Genomic DNA, 18,429 nt, shown 5'->3' with positions numbered 1-18,429 from the left:
AACAGATGATTACCTAAATTACATAGCCACTCACCAAACTGTTTTTGCTTTACGGTGACATTCGGTGTAGCAATAAACAAAGCTTTGAGATTGGGGTTTTTACAAAGCTAAAAGTGCCAGCACCTAGCTTGTGTTACGCATAGTGTGTAAGTAACGCTTTTTGCAAGAAGTTAAACAAACCTTGTGATGTATAGAAGCACTCGGCAAATACTAAAGTATTGACTGCCAAAGTGCGTCATTTAATTTTTAAAATAAGCTGAATTTAATATCAATAACGGTTTTCAGCGAGTACTTCGTCAATATATTGAGTGAGCTCGTCTTTAAACTCTGCTCGTTGAATGGCGTATTCAATATTGGCCTTTATAAAGCCAAGTTTGTTACCGCAATCGTGGGTTTTGCCCACCAGCTGGTAAGCTTCTAGCCCTTGTTGGTCTAATAACGTATAAAGCGCATCGGTGAGTTGAATTTCGTCCCCTGCGCCCGGTGGCGTTTTGGCTAAAATTGGCCAAATACTTTCTGAGAGCACATAGCGTCCGGTAATAGCAAGGTTTGAAGGGGCTTCTTCGCGTGGCGGTTTTTCTACCATGCCGATGATTTTAGCGGTTTCGCCCGCACACAGGGTTTGGTTGTCTAAATCAACCACGCCATAGCTTTGCACTTGCGCCATCTCTACCGGGTTTACCATTATTTGGTTAACGCCTGTTTCGTTGTAGTTACTAACCATTTTTGCAAGGTTTTCCACGCCTAAATCTGAGTGGTATTTATCAATAATGACATCGGGCAATATTACTGCAAATGGTTCGTCGCCAATCACTGAACGGGCACATAAAATGGCGTGCCCTAACCCTTTTGCCTCGGCTTGGCGCACTGAGATCATGGTTATGCCTTTGGGGTTTATGCTTTTAACCTCTTGTAAGAGCGAGCGCTTAACGCGCGATTCTAACTGGGCTTCTAGTTCAAAACTGGTGTCAAAATGGTTTTCGATGGCGTTTTTACTGGCATGAGTTACCAGTACAATTTCTTTAATACCCGCCGCTGCGGCTTCTTCTACCACGTATTGAATTAGCGGCTTATCTACTAAGGTAAGCATTTCTTTGGGAATGGCTTTAGTTGCCGGCAACATGCGGGTTCCTAACCCTGCAACAGGGATCACTGCTTTGGTTACTTTTTTCATTTTATATTCCCTTGTTTTTATTGGTAAGCCAAATGGTTTGATACGGCAGCAACGCAAGTTCGCTATTTATATCGGTTATGTGCTGGCCTGTAAGTAAGTCATACCAATTTTCTGTTTCAATTAAATTAAGTTCATTAAGTCTAAGTGACGTTGGCGTATTGGTAATATTAGCAACACTAAAAATACTTTGACTGCGATTAATGCATTGTCGCCAAACGCCAAATAACTCGGGGCCAAGTTGCAATACAAATTGGGTGGCATTTGGGTGAAAAGCGGGCTGTGCTTTTCTAATTTGAAGTAAGCGTTTAAGTGCACCTAATACTTTACTGTGATGACTGTAAATATTGTTTAGTTGTGTTGTTAGTAACTCGCGTTGCCAACGGTGGCGGTTAATTGCCCGGTTATGATGGGTGTTATCGTATTTTTCATAGTCATTCTCGGTGGCCAATAAACTGTGAATATAAATTCCGGGTATGCCTTCTAGGCTCATCATAATGCTATGCGCACATAGAAATCGCTGAAACTGATATTTATCGGGCCCATTAACCGTGCCTTTTAGCGCGTCAAACAGAGCAATGTTCATCTCGTATGGTTTTTGGCTGCCATCTTCACTGGTGCGCCACGAAATAAGGCCACCAAACTGTTGCATTGTTTTAACCATTTTCGCAATGTTTTCATCACTTAATAGCCCTTCTGCCGGGCGCAGCCCTATGCCATCGTGCGATGCAATAAAGTTAAAATAGCATGTGCCATTTTGCGCTGGCGGCATGCGCATTAACCAGTTTTTTAACGCCTGACAATCGCCCGAAATTAAGCTGTAAATTAGTAAAGGCGGCAATGAAAAGTTATAAATTGCATGCGCTTCGTTAGCATTGCCAAAGTAGGCCAGATTTTGCGTATTGGGTATGTTGGTTTCAGTAATAATAATGGCGTTTTCGTTTGCGCATTCAATTAATGTGCGAAGCAACCTAACCACTTCATGGGTTTGTGGTAAATTAATACAGCTAGTGCCAATTTCTTTCCATAAAAATGCAATGGCATCTAAGCGAAAAATACGCACGCCCGCATCAAGGTATTGCTTAATAATGCCCACAAACGTAATCAGTACCTCTGGATTTGAAAAGTCTAAATCAACCTGATCGTGGCTAAAGGTACACCATACAAATTGCTCACCATTTTGGCTTGTTACTGGCTTTAATAACGGCGAAGTGCGTGGCCTTACAACTTTATCAAGTGGATCGTTTGGCAAAGCGGTATAAAAATAATCATGGCCTGTGCCCTCGCCTTTAATAAAGTTTTCAAACCAAATAGAGCGCGCTGAGCAATGATTGATCACTAAATCAGCCATTAATTTATACTCTTTGCTAATTGCGCTAATGTCGCACCAATCGCCTAGTGACTCGTTCACACTGGAGTAATCAAGCACTGAAAAGCCATCGTCTGAGCTGTACGGGAAAAACGGTAAAATATGCACCGCGCTTAGTTCGTCGCTTAAATGCGTATCAATAAACTGTTTTAAGGTTACAAGTGGCTTTTCACCGTCTTTCACTATGCTATCGCCGTAGGTGATCATCACAATGTCAGATTCGTTCCAACGATTTTGAAACGGCTTGGGGCCGTGTGCATTTTCAGCTAATCCCATTTTTGCAATTAACCTGCTGGCAATTTGCTCTAACGGCGTTTTTAAGGTTATGCCTTGGTAAATCACTTGCAGTTGCATAACCAGTTTATCTGTTAGTGGGTATGTCATTAGCTTACCTTTTTACGCAACTTTTCAGAGTATTCTAAAAAGTCTTCTTCTACCGCTTGCTCTAAGCGCGTTAATACATCTGGCATGGCGCTAATAACGCGGTTCCAAGACGGAATAAACGGTGTTTCCATAGGCTTTTCTAAAAACGATTGTCCAGCTGCCATAATGTTTTTAGCGAACATTTCTACTGACTTTTCTTCAGTGTGAATATCCACTTGTAAGCCGTTAATAATGGCATCATTTTTATAGGTTTCGATGTAATCGAGCGCGATACGAAAATACGTGGCTTTAATGGTGCGCATGGTTTCGGTGTTTAGGGTGTAGCCTTGGGTGGCGAGTTTTCTGAAAAATGCTTTGGTAATGTCTATCGACATTTTCGACAAGCCGCCCTCGCTATTATGAAGCGATAAGTCTTGGTGTTTATGGTCGTACACGTTGGCAATGTCTACTTGGCATAAGCGATTAGCGGCATAGTTGCGCTGCATTTCAGACAACACACCAATTTCTAACCCCCAATCACTGGGAATGCGAATATCATTTAGCACATCTTGCCTAAATGAAAACTCGCCTGAAAGTGAATAACGGTAGCTATCCATATAGTCTAGGTAGTCGTTATGGCCCATCACACGTTTTAACGCCTTAAGAAGCGGCGTAACCAGTAAGCGTGCCACTCGGCCATTGAGTTTGCCGTCAGAATAGCGGGCGTAATAGCCTTTACAAAACTCATAGTTAAATTGCGGGTGTGCTACTGGGTAAATTAAGCGCGCTAGTAAGCTGCGGTCGTAGGTTAAAATATCGCAATCGTGCAATGCGATTGATTCCGCCTCTTTTGTGGCAAGTGCATACCCCATGCAGTACCACACATTGCGCCCTTTACCCATTTCGGTTGGCGCAACACCAAGCGCTTGTAATTCGGCATCTAATTGTTTTAAACGTGGGCCGTCGTGCCACATAATTTGATGAGGTTGGCCGAGGTATTTAAAAAACTCAATGGCTTTACAAAATTCGGCTTCATTAGCTCTATCTAGGCCAATAATTATTTGCGATAGGTATGGCACCTCACTTAAATGCTCAACAATTTTAGGCAATGCTTGGCCTTCTAACTCGCTATAAAGTGACGGTAAAATTAAACCCATTGGCCGCGTTTTAGAAAACTCAACAAGTTCGCTTTCTAACTCATCCACTCCTCGGTTCGTTAGGTTATGCAAGGTTGTTACAATGCCATTTTGATAAAAATCAGCCATAGTGTTTCTCCTTTAAAGCGGTATTGCGAATGGATTTAATACGTTCTATGTGGTGGTTATCTAGTTCGCTTATTAACTGCATCATTACTTCGTGCCAGCCAGTGGGTCCTGGCATAGATGAGCGCATCACCCCTTTTTCACGCTGTAGCTGAATAAATGGGTGTGTCATTGATTTTATTTGCACAGCAATGTCGGCTTGCTCTAGCATGGCGCTGTCGTTTTCGCTGTCGCCAAGCGCCACACTGAGCCAGTCTCCGGGCAATTCGTGCTTTATTTGGTTAAACAACCATTCAAGCGCAACGCCTTTACTTTCGTCGCCACACACATGCAAAAATCGCCCGCCTTCAATAATGGTTGCGCCGTTTTCGCGCATGCGTTTTATAAATGCCTTTTTTTGACAGGCATCACCAAACCAATGAAGTGGCTCTGAGTAGTGGCGTAGTTTAGCTTTTTCGGCATCTTTTTCGCTAAGGCCTGTAAGCTCGGCTAATTGGCTATTGCTCATTTGCGAAAAACCTTTGTAAAGGTGTGCAAAGTCGCTGGCATGCTGTTTAAGTTGGCTTAACCAAAAGCTGCGTGGTTGGCCAAACTCTTTTATGTAAAACTCACCGAATTCAATTAAGCCAACGGGATCAATTAAATATTCTTTCAACCACTTTTTGGGTAAAAATGCGGCAGCGCCATTTTCCACAATAAACGGCGTTCCTAGCCCTAACTGGGTGCGAATGGCGATAATTTCTTTAAAGGTTTTACTGGTACACGGAATAATGGGAAAGCCCAGTTCGTAGCATAAAAATACACTCACTTTTGCAGGCTGAAACTCGTAGCTGTAATGATCGAGTAAGGTACCATCAAGATCGGTAAATATTGCGAGCTTTTCAGGAAAGCATAACTGCTTAAAACGCCCGGTTACGTCAACAATTTTGCGTGTTTCATTTAGGTGCAGGGTAATATCTGCATTTTCACTAAACTCTGCTAAACCAAAGCGTGTAAGCCTTTCAAAAAAAAGTACGAAGCGATCAATTTCTTGTTCGCTCATTATTTTATTGTTTGCGAGTGCGGTTTGGGATTGGCGTAGTTTGGTTTCTTGTTCTTTACGCCATTTGGCCACCACATCAAAACTGGGTGCCTTGAGCATAATCCCGCGGTCTATTCGCTGGAATACTTTTTGATACGGGCCACTTAGCTGATTATTAACGTAATTTCGCCACGTACCGTTTTGGTCTTCATTAGCTTCAAGCTGGTTTATCGGTGTTTTTAAAGCATCTAGTGGCTCTGCGTTAAGCCCTACGCACCACCCTTCTAAAATAATCACATCGGGCGGCGATGAAATTTTTGTCCATTTGTCAGCTGGAAATGGGTTATCTGTGGCTTTATTAAATCGGCGAATAAATAATGGGCGCTTAAGCGTTTTGCGCGTAAGCGCTGCTAAGTCATGATCTAGCTGTTCTATTTTGTGGGTACCAGGAACACCACGTGTACCAAGTAATGGATGAATGTTTGTTGCCAGTTCTTCGCGTTCAGATGCTGATAAGTAATAATCATCGAGCGAAATCGACACTACATTTAAGCCAAAATACATGCGTAAATATTGATTCAAGAAATCCGTTAGCGTGCTTTTTCCCGATCCCTGACAACCGTTAATGCCAATTACTAATGTTTGCTTTGTTCTATTTTGGTGCAGTGCAATTTGCTCAGCGATTGGTGCATACCAAGTTTTAATGGTTTTTTTAACTTCCTGAGAAAGCGAGTGTTTTTCTATAAATTTAGTCAGAAACTTGGCTGAGAGTGCTTGCACCATATTAATGCATCCTTTGAACGTTTTAATAAGCTATTTATTAATGAGTCAAGGAATGTGCCAACGCAGACTAGCACTTTTGGGTTTTGCTATGTAACTCAACAAATGACGAGAACATGGTTTTATGTTCCTTCAAGTGCGTTATTTTTACCGTTTATGTGTTGTATTACACAAACAAAGTGTTAAAAGCTGGGCTTTCGCGTTAAGGTTTAAATCACCTCTTGACTGGTATTAAATTTCAGAAAATAAAAACAATAGGCTGAAAATGAAAAATGTAATTATTGCTGGCGTTGGTATGACACAGTTTTGTAAACCGGGCCAACAAGAGCCGTACCGTGTAATGGCTGCAAACGCTATTCGACTGGCGCTCACAGACGCTGGAATTAATGTAAGCCATATCGAACAAGGATATGCCGCTTATATTTATGGCGATAGTACCTGTGGGCAACATGCGTTTTATGATGTTGCTCAAACCGGTATTCCTATCATTAATGTTAATAATAATTGCTCAAGTGGGTCTACGGCGCTTTATGCTGCAAGGCAAGCAATTTTATCTGGCGAGGTTGAATGTGTTGTTGCGTTTGGCTTTGAGGAAATGCAACCAGGTGCATTGGGTTCGCATTGGTCTGACAGAGAAAACCCATTTGATAGAGCTAACGCGGTATATGATAAATTTGGTATTGCAAAAGCGCCTATTGCTCTTCGCGCATTTGGTGCAGCCGGTAAACATTATATGGAAAAATATAATGTAAGCAGCGAGCTTTATGCAAAAGTCGCCGTAAAATCACGAAGCCACGCCATACACAACCCTTATTCATTATTTTCTGCGCCACTCACCGTAGAAAGTGTGCTTAATGACAGAATAATTTTTGATGATTATATGACGCGCACTATGGCATGCCCGCCTACCTGTGGCGCTGCCGCCGCAATTCTGTGTAGCGACGCTTTTGCTAAAAAACACAATATTACACATGGGGTGAAAATTATTGGCCAAGCAATGGCAACCGACACTGAAGAGTCATGGCACGACCCTATTCTTTCGGTGGGTGCCGATATGACCAAACGCGCTGCCAATAAAGCCTTTAACCTCGCGGGTGTTTCACCTAAAGATGTTGACGTAGTGGAATTACATGACTGCTTTACCACCAATGAAGTAATTAATTATGAAGCGCTAGGATTATGTGAAGAAGGCGAAGCAATTAAGCTGATTTCAGACGGTGATAATACTTACGGCGGTAAGTTTGTGATTGGGCCATCAGGTGGGTTAATGTCAAAAGGTCACCCTATTGGTGCAACTGGTATAGCACAATGTGTTGAATTAAGCTGGCATTTGCGCGGCCAAGCAGGAAAAAGACAAGTGGAAGGCGCAAGACTTGCATTACAGCACAATGTTGGCTTAGGTGGCGCTGTGGTTGTTACCCTATATCAAAAGTAGTTTTGAATTCTGATACATATAAAAATAGCGCCAAAAGGCGCTATTTTTATAACATTAAATGCGTTTTAAATTAGAACGGCATTTTGAAGCCTGAAAAGAACAAAAAAATATCATCGCCAACAAATAACAACCACAATATTATCATATAGTTATCACGACAAATGTTAATCATAACACTTCACAACGAATCTAAATTTATTCCCCATGCATTCTATTTATGGCCATATTATGTTCAAGAACGTGACAAAGATATAACATAGAGCTAATAAAGGAAAAACGTAATAAAGTAATTTAACTGAACCTGAAAGCCTTGCCGTATACTCGAATAATTTATCTCTCTTCCTATTACGACTAACTTTATTAAATGGTGATATCAAAAAATCATTATCAAGAAGAGGTAACCAGTATTCTTTTACTATTTTATTATCTTTTTCAAAGAAAACACTATGCCCACCCTCATAAGTCCTGTTGACAAACTGCTGGTTTAAAATTGATGAAAAGCCTAATCGCCCCCCCATTCCTGTTCCCCAGACCACACCTTTGCTAAATAACAAGGCTCCATCTTGTCTCGCACAATCATTGACAATTCTAACATTAGGAAACTCTTTGATAGCTCGAAAATCATAGTTTTGCTTTAATACACTTCCACTAAGCAGAACCAAATCTAAATTTTCTAGAAGAGATTTATTCTTAATTCTCTCCAATGCTTTGACTAAAATATATGTACCGAAACTGTGGGCAAAACACACTATTCGCTTTGTTTTATTTTCTTCCAGCCACTTTTCTAATTGCAAAAAATACAGGTCAACCATGTTATTTCGCATCCATGGAATAATGAATCTTGTAACAGGAAATTCTTCAAATTTGAAAGGAAGGTCTACTATATCAGCTTCAGGAAATCGTTTTCGAATCAGCGATATTAAATCATCTTGCCACTTACCGTTAGTCTCAATACCATGAACACTGAAAACTGCTATATCAGTTGGAAGATCATTATATGACTCCAAAGAGTTTAAACTATACTCGACTTGTTTCAATGCTCTATTAAACCATGAGAAGTCGCCTGGTTTAGCTTCGTATAATCTAAATCCCAAAGATTCGAATTGTTCTTCTTTATTCTCAAAATCTTCAATTAATGCTGTAAACCCGACCACTCTAATTGGAATTTTTTTGAAGCGTCCTCTCGATATTTGCTCCAATAACTTTATTCCAGCATTTCGATCCAGTTTCTTTTCATTACTTCTTAAAGGTAAAGACATATCTAAGAAAATTGAGAAGTAATAATTATTCTTAAGCTTTTTGCTAGCATTATGAACACTATCGGCAACATGTATTTGAATATCTGAGAATTTACTCTCCAACAACTCTTTAATTTTGTTCAACCTCTTGGGGTCATCATCAATAATCAAAATTTTATGCATAACTACTTAAGATATCCTTTAGCTCGTCTTTCCATTTAAAACCGTTATGTTCGTAATATATGTACCCTAAATAAAGCTCTGCATAAGTTTCTTTAGCCATGCGGTCTATATCTGAACGTTTTCCAAGCTTAGGGTTTTCTGTAAATGATTCGTGTTGAGTCAAAAATAAGAAGGAGCTATTAATCTTTCTTCTTTGAATTTGGCGAGCTATATCCAAACCACCATACATTCTTTTATCCCCACCACCTTGACCATTTACTTCGTCAAATGTAGGTAAACTCATATCGAGGATTACAATCTCAGGACGTTCTTCAACTATAAACTTAACACCTGTCGAATAAGAACAAGCTATAGATATTTCAAAACTGTCGAATGTCGTTTCAATATACTCAACAACTCTTTCGCTTTTGTATTGCCCATCTTCAACTATCAACAACTTCATAATGTTCCTTATTTAGTATAATCAACTGAATAAACTCATCTTCATGTAGTTCAACCTTGAAGCTCGCGTCAGTATAAGCATCTTTAACAAATCTAAAGATCTTATATAAGCCTGTACCTCCCTCTGTGGTTAGTAACTCTTTTTCATTTTTTTTGTCATAGCGATTCACTCGATCAATTACATTTTTATCGATTACTTTCTGACGTGTATCTTTCGAAATTCTATTTTTAATTTTCAATGTACAAGACTTTTGATCCTCTACAAAGTCTAGGCTTATATCGCTATTGTTAGCTCTTTCACCATATTTAATTGAGTTTTGAAATGCTGTAACAAATGCTCTAATTAGTGGCAACATATTAATCTGATCGATTTCCATAAAGAAACACTTAGATTGCAATCGGAAAAGTAGTTCCCTTGGCTTATAAATCCCTTTTGTATTAGAAATACTTACTTTAATAATATCTTCGAACCTAACACTACCTAAATTACGATATTCAGGTCTGCAGAACCAACCTTCAATAATACCTATTTCTTCAATCGTTTTATTTTTCGCATTTTGAATTTCATTGTTTAGATAATTCATCTCAACACCTAGAGAAGAAAACTTATCACTGAGTTCATCAAACAAATTATTAAAACTTGGCTTAAGATCCCTATTTATAAGAATTTTCATTTTCCTAAAGCCGTTTTCCAATTTTTGCCAAATGAACTCTGTGCATAATTCAAAGAACTGTTCAGCACTATTAGATTCACTAGTAAACGCTTTAAATTCCTTGAGAGTATTTACGTCCCAAGCTACATTAAAAGCAACACTCTGATCACCATGCTCACGGGAAGCTTGAGGCCATGTGTTAGCTCTGTGAATTAGGAGATCTACTTCCTTCGAAAACCATGCAAATATTTCGTCAAATTTATCCAATAGTATGTTCGTTACTGTCAATTCATATTTTTTTCGCCAGAAAGTATTTTTAGCGTAGTTTGAACCTTCAGCTAATTCAGTTATTAAATTGAAGCTTTCGATGACGCTTCTAATTTGATTTGGCAACCAACCATGTCTTATCTCTGAACTTAAAAACCTTACTAGCCCATAGTCCTCATTAAAGATGAAATCATCTAGTATAGAATCATAAGTTCGTCCATAAAAATGAAGAATAGCATTCTCTGTTTTAGATTTTTCATCCGTCTCAAATAACGCTAACAGATCGTTTGGGACCTCTTTTTTGAAATCTGACAACATTGAATAATATGATTCATATTCATCAAATTTAGCTTTTCTTATTCCATTAATATCAATATCAAGTTTATTACTGGAATGCTCTAAACTTAAAATATCAATATAAAGTTGCTCATACACTCTAAGCTCTTCATTCGATACAAATTCTTCATTTTCAGGATTAAGATATAATAAAGTCTGTAACACTTTTAAGCGTTCAAACAACAATTCTTCATTACTGTTAATATGTAATAAGATACTCATTATTTCGGGGTTACAAACTTCCTTGAGGAAAAACTCTTGTCTTAAATTTATAGTTTTCCAGTTAGAACATAACTCACTTGCTAAGTTAACATTATTACTCATTAAGTAGTCTTCAAAGAACTCGCTCATTAGTTCTTTGGAATCAAAGTGCTGTAACCTGAAGTAAAAATAATAAACTATTACTGCATCCAGGCTATCGGTATAAAGATCCCTATTTTTCTCCAGTTCTTCAATTAGTTCATGTAGGGGAAATAGGTGTTGAACACTTTGATTAAGTATCAACATGCCAGAAAGTTTGCGGAGAACAATATGAAACTGGTCAGTTTTGATTTTGGCTTTAAACCATAAAAACCAAAACTCAGCCATCAAGACATCTTCTTGTTGTTCAAGTTGATCAAGTAAACAGTTTAATTTTTGTACATTTATATCTTCGGACAAAATTATATTTTCTATTTCTGCTCTTAATCTACGACTTTTAGATATGTCCTTTACATCAATATTAGGTTGATTTGATAGATTAAACTTATTTGTTCTTAGATAGTTTAGGTACTTGGGAGTTATTTGATGTTCGCTACAAAAAAGTTCAATACATGCCCTTTTTAAAGATTTTTCGTTTTTGTGTTGATATGCCGCATAATACATAGGCTTAATTGAAGAAATAAAATCAAAATTAAGGTGTTTAAAAAATATCTCTTCAAAAGTATCTGAAAACAATTCAAAGTTGTCTGTCGAAGAGTAAAACTCGACAAATGCACCTAGAAGAAGGTTTTTTAGTTTAGTCGCATCAATTTCATTAGATTCAGATACTTCATAATCCCCACTATAAATTGTTGACCGTACATAAATGTCCAAAATAGACAAATCTAATAACTGTGATTCTAGTAGAACTTTGGAACTGTCTTTTGCTAGTTTGTATTCCCCATTAGAATAATTAGCAATAGTTTTTTGTGTAGATTCACAAACCCTTGGATTTAAGTTCTCTTCGTAAAAGTCTCGAATATGCGCCCAACCGCTATACTCTATAGAACCTTCAATGTCCTTTGCAAAATCAACAATTTCTTTAGTAATTTTTTCGTCTTTAAGCTCTAAAGATAATGATTTTACACCTAACTTATAAATTAATAGTAATTTATCAATCGGGCATAATCTTTGAGAAAAAATAATCAATTCTTGTATATTAATATGTTCATCATAAGATTCTGGCAACAAAAGAATTGACAAATAATCAGCATATCGGTTCACGCCATTGCTTCTATATTCTAAAAGCAAGTTTCCAAGCACTTGCCTATAAAAAAGCTTTAAAGAGTTTGATACATACTTTCTATGAACAAGCGTTGAAATATGTGCGATTTCTTCTTTGTCTAACTGACTTTTATAAAGCTCTAAATCTTCATTTGGGTTTCGGGCAAATATGTTCATTTTCATATCAATCGACCAAATGTTTCTGCCAAATAAATCCTCGACCTCATTCAGTAGGTTTAGTGCTTCTTTAAATTCCCCGTTTATTATAAAGCATTCGACTTTTCGTCTAATGGAGTAGAACTTATTAATTTCATTTTTATGTGTTTTGCAATACTTTGAAAACGCTCTCAAAATTAAGCTTGTTGGTAATTCATATTCCCTAATTGAGTCCAAATAAGTATTAGATTTAACCTCTGGTGGACACAATGAGTTTAGAACCATATGGTTTTTTAATGCAGCATCAACTAAATGAATATGCTCAGAGCGATCAAGGCTCTTAATATATCCTTCTAATCTATTGAGAATATAAGCACTCCCATGCTTTCGAGGATTATGATTATTGACAAGTAACTTGATAATAGAGATATATTTAAAACTTCTTAGTCCTTTCAAAACTTGTCCCCAATAATGTTAACTAATCACTTAGCTATTGATAATTAAGCTATTCCTCCATCTTACTGTGGTTTTATATAACAATAAATAGTAAGTTGTTGTAACTTGTCAAAATTGAGTATGTAAAGAAGTTTATCTATTCCATCTGATTCAAGACTCGTTGGTCCTTCTCAAAATTACGGTTTCTAGTCATGAATACTTGCTTAAATTTATTAACACTTGACTCTTATATTTCATAATTTCTAATTGTTTAGGGGAAGATCAGTGGATAAAAGATGAATCCCCTGATTATGTTCAAGGATTAGTTAAAAAGCTTGGTCAAACACATGAGTAATTATTCCACCTACATTCCAGAAATAAAAAAGCCGACAAAAAGTCGGCTTTTTCATACAGTTAGGGCTTAAAACGGCATTTTGAAGCCAGGAGGCATTTGCATACCGCCAGTCACAGAAGCCATTTTTTCAGCTGAGCCTTCTTCTACGCGACGTACTGCATCGTTGATTGCAGCTGCAACTAGATCTTCAATCATTTCTTTGTCGTCTTCCATTAATGACTCATCAATGTCGATGCGACGCACATTGTGGCTACCTAGCATAGTTACTTTCACAAGGCCTGCGCCTGCTTCGCCAACTACTTCCATATTTTTAATTTCTTCTTGGGCTTTTTGCATGCGCTCTTGCATTTGCTGCGCTTGCTTCATCATGTTGCCCATTCCGCCTTTAAACATAACTTTTCTCTCTTTTAATGCATGGCAGCTAGGCTACCAACAGAATTATAATGCCTTTATTGTACCTTCATCTAGCTCTGCGTCAAAGTGTGTCATGAGCTGAGTGATAATTGGGTCGTTTTTAATGGTGTGCACCGCTTGTTGATGACGAAAAGCATCAATTTTTTGCTGAATTTTAAACGGTGTTTGTTCTACTACATCGTTAAAATTAATAAGTAATTCAACGTGCGTATTCAGTAAATTTGACAGCGCTTGTTGCAACTGTTCACGCAACATAGGTGAGTCGAGGTGTCTTTGCTCACTATCAACCAGTAAGCTCACTTCTGCGCCATTTTGCTGATAAATACTGTGCAGAGCAAATTGACGCACGCGACCACCTAGGCCCATGGTTTCTATTTTATTTGCCCAATCGTCTTGCTGATGAGCAAAACGTTCTTGTGAAATTGGGCTTTCAAAGCCTTCAATAACTTGCGGCTCTGGGGCAGATGCTGCCTCTTGCTTTGGCTCTGGCGTTAATTGTTCAATTAACTCAGGCGCCACATGCTGAGTTTCTCCGCGGTATTTTTCAAGTGGGCTTTGCTTTGGTTGTGCAAAGTTTTCGCCCCTTTGCTGGGGCTCAGTCTTTTTTATTGACGTTTCGCTACCATCCGGTTGAATAAGTGAACCCGATCCCGACACATTTCGGCGCGCTAAAATTTTCGCGATTGCTTCGGCTTCGTTATTAAAATTTTGCTCAAAGCTTGGCTGAGGCGACTCTTCCGCTGGCGGCTGCTCATTTACCACTTGCTCCGGCATTTGCTCTGGCTCTAGCGCGCTATCGAACTGTTGCTGTTGCTGTTGCTGTTGCTGTTGCTGTTGCTGTTGCTGTTGCTGTTGCTGTTGCTGTTGCTCAAGCATTTCAGGCGCTTGCGATTGTGACGTCAACTGCTCAGCCTCTGCAAGTACGTCATCCATTTGCTGATTTACTTGCTGTTCCATCTGTTCTTGAGATGGTTGTTCTTGAGATGGTTGCTCTTGCGAATGTTGTTCCTGAGATTGCGCTGGTGCTATTTGCTGTTGCGGCGCAGGAGCTTCTGTAACAGGAGCAAGCGGTGCTGGTTTTTCAACTACAGGTTGTACAGGTTCAAGTTGTGGCTTCGTTACCTGTTTATTATCGAGTGCTTCTTTTTGTTTTTTTAATTGTTCTTTTAGCGAAACACGCGCGCTTGGCGTTGCTTGTTGAGCTTGTGGCTGTGTTTGCGCAGCTTGGTTTTGCTGCGCCGGTGCTTGTGCCTGCATTTGTGCAGGTTCAAACGCCAGTAACTTTAACATCACCATTTCAAAGCCAAGTTGCTCTGTTGGCGCAAGCATTAAATCTTTTTTACCGTTTAACAGTAACTGGTAATACACCTGTATTTCACGGGTATCTGCTTCATTTGCCAGTTCACTAATAAAATCAGCATATTGGTCGCTCAGCTGCGCAGCACTTGGCACCAACTTAGACACGAGTATTAAATGACATAGCTTAATTAAATCATCGAGTACTGCACCATAGTTGCCATTTTGTAAGCCCAATTTTGCGCTTAGCTCTAATAAGCTATCACCATCGCTGGCCATGGCCGCAATCAATAAACTTTGTGCCCAAGTAATATCCATTAAACCAAGCATTTGTTTGGTTGCTTGATGGCTAATATTACCGTTAGTTTGAGCGATGGCTTGGTCAGTTAAACTCAGTGCATCGCGCATACTGCCTTTGGCACTTTGTGCCAATTGCTTAAGCGCTTCTGGTTCAAAACCCAGTTGCTCTTGCTGCAAAATATGCGTTAGTTGTGTTTCAATTTCATTTTCCGACAATGCAGCCAAATTAAATTGCAAACAACGCGATAAAATAGTGACGGGTAATTTTTGCGGATCGGTCGTAGCTAGTAAAAACTTAACGTGCTCTGGTGGCTCTTCTAGTGTTTTTAACAGCGCATTAAAGCTGTGTTTAGAGAGCATGTGCACTTCATCGATAAGGTACACTTTATAGCGGCCACGCGTGGGCGCGTATTGCACGTTATCGAGAATTTCACGGGTATCTTCTACTTTGGTGCGTGAAGCTGCATCGATTTCAATTAGGTCGATAAAACGGCCCTGCTCGATATCAACACAGGCATTACAGCTGCCACAAGGCTGACTTGTAATGCCTGATTCGCAGTTTAAGCTTTTTGCAAAAATTCTGGCAATAGTGGTTTTACCTACACCACGTGTACCGGTAAATAAGTAAGCATGGTGCAAACGGTTTTGATCAAGCGCGTTTACTAATGCTTGTTTAACGTGTTGCTGCCCAACTAACTGATGAAAGTTTTGTGGACGCCACTTTCTTGCCAGAACTTGATAGCTCATTTACTCGCCTTCAAACTCAACTAATTTAAGTATGTTTAAACCTAGGCCGTCTAGGCGCGCTTCACCGCCAAGTTCTGGCAATGAAATAACAAATGCTGCGTCGGTTGCGTTACCACCGAGTTTTTCAACCAATTTAACGGTTGCTTCAATAGTGCCGCCTGTTGCTAATAAGTCGTCTACTAGCAATACTTTATCGCCCGCTTTAATCGCGTCTTTATGAATTTCAAGGGTATCTTCACCGTATTCAAGTTGATACGACTGCGATACCGTTTCGCGTGGCAGTTTGCCTGGCTTACGCACTGGGACAAATGGAATGCCTAATTCTAGTGCAAGCGGTGCACCAAAAATAAAGCCGCGAGATTCAGTACCAATAATTACATCAAATTCTTGGTTTTTGTATTTTTCTACCAGTGCTTTTTGCACGGTTTGGAACGCTTTAGGCTCAGCTAATAAGCTAGTAATATCGCGGAACATAATCCCTGGTTTTGGATAATCTGGCACAGTCGCAATGCTGTTTTTTACTAGTTCTAGGTCTGAAACTGACAAAGTCATGGTTTTCCCCAATATTTTAATTACAGGTCATTATACAAAGTTTGAAACAAAAAACCTCCGCTTCGCATAATTAATCGAGCCCTTTCGATTATCTATTGCACAACAGGGTATTGCAGAAACAACAAAGGCCGATAAATCGGCCTAAAATCACAAATTATGTGGAAGGTATGGTATTAGGCGCTTAGTAGCGTCGCCCAACCTAGAATTGCATTTAAACAACCAATGCCTGCAAATACAACTAGGAAACCAATAAAGTATTTTGCATTGAACGGGTCTTTAAAATCACCTTTGTGCGCCATCATTACCTCTACATCTTAAGCACGAAAAATCGCCGCATATAATAGTAGAAGTTGATCTAGATCAAAAGTGTTATTTTGTGACCAATACCGCTTTTTGCGCTAAATCGTTAAGTGTCGTAATTAAACCCGTTTCTAATGTTGCTGAATCAAACTGGGGCAACATTTGCTGCATTGTATCGCGTACTGCACTAAATTTAATGCTTGGCGTTGACTCTATTAACTTTACTAAGTGCGCAGTTATCGCATTAATGGCGACAAACTGAATATCATCATCACCGTCGCGATAAATAACCAAATGGTTACCTTCTTCAAGTGTTGATAGCTCAGAATTCTCGCTTGATGCGAATTGCACCGGGTAAGCATAACTGACGCGCCACGCAAGCGATGAAAAATAAAGTGGCTGCGTTTGAATATCGGAAATAGCCCTTTCATTCGGATCTTGATCTGCGATTGAAAGTGCCAATTCAACCCATTCATAGTGCGCAAGTTCCAGCATATATTCTGGATCGGCCACTGTACGCGTATATTCATTTGATATAAACGCCAAAAACTCTTCAGAAATTTGCAAAAAGTAAGGTGATTTACAATCATGTTGGCTAAAAAATTTACGCACTAAAACAAGCCAATCATCTTCGCTATAAAGCGACTGTAATACTGGAAACGCAGAACTGACAAAGCCTTCAACATTATTAAAGAAAAGCTCTCGGTAAATTGCTAAGCGGCGATCTTCGATATCAGGAAACTGGTGATTTTCAGGGTCGCGAATATGCTGCATAAAAGCATTTTGGGTAGCTTGAAAACTCATTAAGCTGTTTCTCGCTTAATGTTCTCTGCCTGAATTGCGGCAATGGTATCAACTTCACCTAATAATTCAGGCATCGCCGGAATATTAAAATCTCGTTCGAGCAAGGTCGGGAATACACCATGAATTTGATACGCCTCACGTAACAATTGCCACACAGGGTCTATTACATCGGCACCATGGGTATCAACAATTAAATCATCCGCTTCATTATAATGCCCGGCGATATGACCGTAGCTAATGCGTTTGGTAGGAAGCCCTTTTAAAAATTCGCTAGCACTGTAACCATGATTAACGGCATTAACATAAATATTGTTTACATCGAGTAATAGCTCACAGTTGGCCTCTTCTAAAACCAAGTTAGTGAAATCTAACTCAGACATTTGCTGCCCAGGCGCTGCGTAATACGATACGTTTTCCATCGCGATAGGCATTTCAAGAATATCTTGCACTGTGCGAATACGCTCTGCGACATAACGAGCTGCTTCTTCACTAAATGGAATTGGCATTAAGTCATACATATGCCCTGTACCCGAGCAATAACTTAAGTGTTCGCTGTAGGCTTTAATATTATGTTGTTTAAAGAACACTTTAAGGTCTTTAACAAAATCAATATCAAGTGGTTCGGGTGAACCGATTGAAAGAGATAACCCGTGGCACACAAAATTATGTTGTTCGGTTAATTGCTTAAACTTTTTGCCTAATGCGCCACCTAAGATCAACCAATTTTCAGGCGCGACTTCTAAAAAATCGATTTGTTTTGGGTAGTCTTCGATTAATGGATCAAGCATTTCACGTCGTAGACCAAGCCCTACCATTCCAAAATTGTGTTTATTCACCGCCCCTCCAAACATATTTATTCTTTAATTAACTAAAAGGCCAGCTAAGCTGGCCTTTTGACTAGTTAGCCTGAAATAGGGTTAACTAATTACTTGTGGCCGCCGCACTTGCCTTCGCCACACTTGCCTTCTTTTTTAGCTTTTTTGTCGCCGCCACATTTGCCTTCGCCGCACTTGCCTTCTTTTTTAGCTTTTTTGTCGCCGCCGCATTTACCTTCGCCACACTTGCCTTCTTTTTTAGCTTTGTGGTC

The 18,429-nt window shown here is 39.2% G+C and carries 14 protein-coding genes; 1 reads left to right on the top strand and 13 read right to left on the bottom strand.

Going from position 1 to position 18,429, the window contains the following annotated elements:
- Positions 1–268: 268 nt before the first annotated feature.
- From galU to AN214_RS12620, 4 genes are read right to left on the bottom strand one after another with little or no spacing between them, the layout of a single operon-like run.
- Positions 269–1,174, bottom strand: coding sequence for a UTP--glucose-1-phosphate uridylyltransferase GalU (gene galU / locus AN214_RS12635; protein ID WP_054980052.1), 906 nt, complete (start codon positions 1,172–1,174; stop codon positions 269–271).
- A 1-nt stretch (position 1,175) separates the two neighbouring features.
- Positions 1,176–2,924: a sugar phosphorylase gene (locus AN214_RS12630; RefSeq protein ID WP_054980051.1), complete on the bottom strand. Its 1,749-nt coding sequence runs from the start codon at positions 2,922–2,924 to the stop codon at positions 1,176–1,178.
- On the bottom strand, positions 2,924–4,168 hold the full coding sequence (locus AN214_RS12625; RefSeq protein ID WP_054980050.1) for a hypothetical protein: 1,245 nt from the start codon (positions 4,166–4,168) through the stop codon (positions 2,924–2,926). The genes AN214_RS12630 and AN214_RS12625 overlap by 1 nt, the downstream gene beginning before the upstream one ends.
- On the bottom strand, positions 4,161–5,969 hold the full coding sequence (locus AN214_RS12620) for an HAD-IIB family hydrolase (RefSeq protein ID WP_054980049.1): 1,809 nt from the start codon (positions 5,967–5,969) through the stop codon (positions 4,161–4,163). The genes AN214_RS12625 and AN214_RS12620 overlap by 8 nt, the downstream gene beginning before the upstream one ends.
- A gap of 262 nt (positions 5,970–6,231) precedes the next feature.
- On the opposite strand from AN214_RS12620, the gene AN214_RS12615 reads away from it, so the two are divergent.
- A complete protein-coding gene (locus AN214_RS12615; RefSeq protein ID WP_054980048.1) occupies positions 6,232–7,401 on the top strand; it encodes a lipid-transfer protein in 1,170 nt (389 codons plus the stop codon).
- 215 nt (positions 7,402–7,616) lie between these two features.
- Here the strand turns inward: AN214_RS12615 and AN214_RS12610 are convergent, their stop codons facing one another.
- The 9 genes from AN214_RS12610 to AN214_RS12575 all read right to left on the bottom strand — a co-directional run bounded on the left by AN214_RS12610 (position 7,617) and on the right by AN214_RS12575 (position 18,157).
- Positions 7,617–8,822, bottom strand: coding sequence for a response regulator (locus tag AN214_RS12610; RefSeq protein ID WP_054980047.1), 1,206 nt, complete (start codon positions 8,820–8,822; stop codon positions 7,617–7,619).
- Complete coding sequence (locus AN214_RS12605; RefSeq protein ID WP_054980046.1) at positions 8,815–9,264, bottom strand: response regulator; 450 nt, start codon at positions 9,262–9,264, stop codon at positions 8,815–8,817. The genes AN214_RS12610 and AN214_RS12605 overlap by 8 nt, the downstream gene beginning before the upstream one ends.
- Positions 9,245–12,595 (bottom strand): hypothetical protein, encoded by a 3,351-nt coding sequence (locus AN214_RS12600; protein ID WP_054980045.1) that lies wholly within the window; start codon positions 12,593–12,595, stop codon positions 9,245–9,247. The genes AN214_RS12605 and AN214_RS12600 overlap by 20 nt, the downstream gene beginning before the upstream one ends.
- A gap of 400 nt (positions 12,596–12,995) precedes the next feature.
- Positions 12,996–13,322: a YbaB/EbfC family nucleoid-associated protein gene (locus AN214_RS12595; protein WP_054980044.1), complete on the bottom strand. Its 327-nt coding sequence runs from the start codon at positions 13,320–13,322 to the stop codon at positions 12,996–12,998.
- A 45-nt stretch (positions 13,323–13,367) separates the two neighbouring features.
- Positions 13,368–15,686 carry a DNA polymerase III subunit gamma/tau gene (dnaX, locus tag AN214_RS12590; protein WP_054980043.1) on the bottom strand — a complete coding sequence of 773 codons (2,319 nt, stop codon included), beginning with the start codon at positions 15,684–15,686 and terminating at the stop codon, positions 13,368–13,370.
- Entirely contained in the window at positions 15,687–16,238 is a 552-nt protein-coding gene (gene apt / locus AN214_RS12585) for an adenine phosphoribosyltransferase (RefSeq protein WP_010559764.1), read from the bottom strand.
- A 173-nt stretch (positions 16,239–16,411) separates the two neighbouring features.
- Positions 16,412–16,540 carry a hypothetical protein gene (locus AN214_RS23190; protein ID WP_021033034.1) on the bottom strand — a complete coding sequence of 43 codons (129 nt, stop codon included), beginning with the start codon at positions 16,538–16,540 and terminating at the stop codon, positions 16,412–16,414.
- Positions 16,541–16,607: 67 nt separating this feature from the next.
- Positions 16,608–17,342 carry a DUF2063 domain-containing protein gene (locus AN214_RS12580; RefSeq protein ID WP_054980042.1) on the bottom strand — a complete coding sequence of 245 codons (735 nt, stop codon included), beginning with the start codon at positions 17,340–17,342 and terminating at the stop codon, positions 16,608–16,610.
- Positions 17,342–18,157, bottom strand: a complete 816-nt coding sequence (locus AN214_RS12575) for a DUF692 domain-containing protein (protein ID WP_040641942.1) — start codon at positions 18,155–18,157, stop codon at positions 17,342–17,344. Before AN214_RS12575 ends, AN214_RS12580 begins: the two co-directional genes overlap by 1 nt.
- Between the last annotated feature and the right edge of the window lie 272 nt (positions 18,158–18,429).

The organism is Pseudoalteromonas sp. P1-9, from assembly GCF_001399975.1.
Classification (GTDB): domain Bacteria; phylum Pseudomonadota; class Gammaproteobacteria; order Enterobacterales; family Alteromonadaceae; genus Pseudoalteromonas.
This window is presented reverse-complemented; position numbering and strand designations above follow the sequence as displayed.

Coding starts and splice junctions, on each gene's coding strand:
- galU (WP_054980052.1), bottom strand. CDS start 1,174: ATGAAAAAAGTAACCAAAGCAGTGATCCCTGTTGCAGGGTTAGGAACC.
- AN214_RS12630 (WP_054980051.1), bottom strand. CDS start 2,924: ATGACATACCCACTAACAGATAAACTGGTTATGCAACTGCAAGTGATT.
- AN214_RS12625 (WP_054980050.1), bottom strand. CDS start 4,168: ATGGCTGATTTTTATCAAAATGGCATTGTAACAACCTTGCATAACCTA.
- AN214_RS12620 (WP_054980049.1), bottom strand. CDS start 5,969: ATGGTGCAAGCACTCTCAGCCAAGTTTCTGACTAAATTTATAGAAAAA.
- AN214_RS12615 (WP_054980048.1), top strand. CDS start 6,232: ATGAAAAATGTAATTATTGCTGGCGTTGGTATGACACAGTTTTGTAAA.
- AN214_RS12610 (WP_054980047.1), bottom strand. CDS start 8,822: ATGCATAAAATTTTGATTATTGATGATGACCCCAAGAGGTTGAACAAA.
- AN214_RS12605 (WP_054980046.1), bottom strand. CDS start 9,264: ATGAAGTTGTTGATAGTTGAAGATGGGCAATACAAAAGCGAAAGAGTT.
- AN214_RS12595 (WP_054980044.1), bottom strand. CDS start 13,322: ATGTTTAAAGGCGGAATGGGCAACATGATGAAGCAAGCGCAGCAAATG.
- dnaX (WP_054980043.1), bottom strand. CDS start 15,686: ATGAGCTATCAAGTTCTGGCAAGAAAGTGGCGTCCACAAAACTTTCAT.
- apt (WP_010559764.1), bottom strand. CDS start 16,238: ATGACTTTGTCAGTTTCAGACCTAGAACTAGTAAAAAACAGCATTGCG.
- AN214_RS23190 (WP_021033034.1), bottom strand. CDS start 16,540: ATGATGGCGCACAAAGGTGATTTTAAAGACCCGTTCAATGCAAAATAC.
- AN214_RS12580 (WP_054980042.1), bottom strand. CDS start 17,342: ATGAGTTTTCAAGCTACCCAAAATGCTTTTATGCAGCATATTCGCGAC.
- AN214_RS12575 (WP_040641942.1), bottom strand. CDS start 18,157: ATGGTAGGGCTTGGTCTACGACGTGAAATGCTTGATCCATTAATCGAA.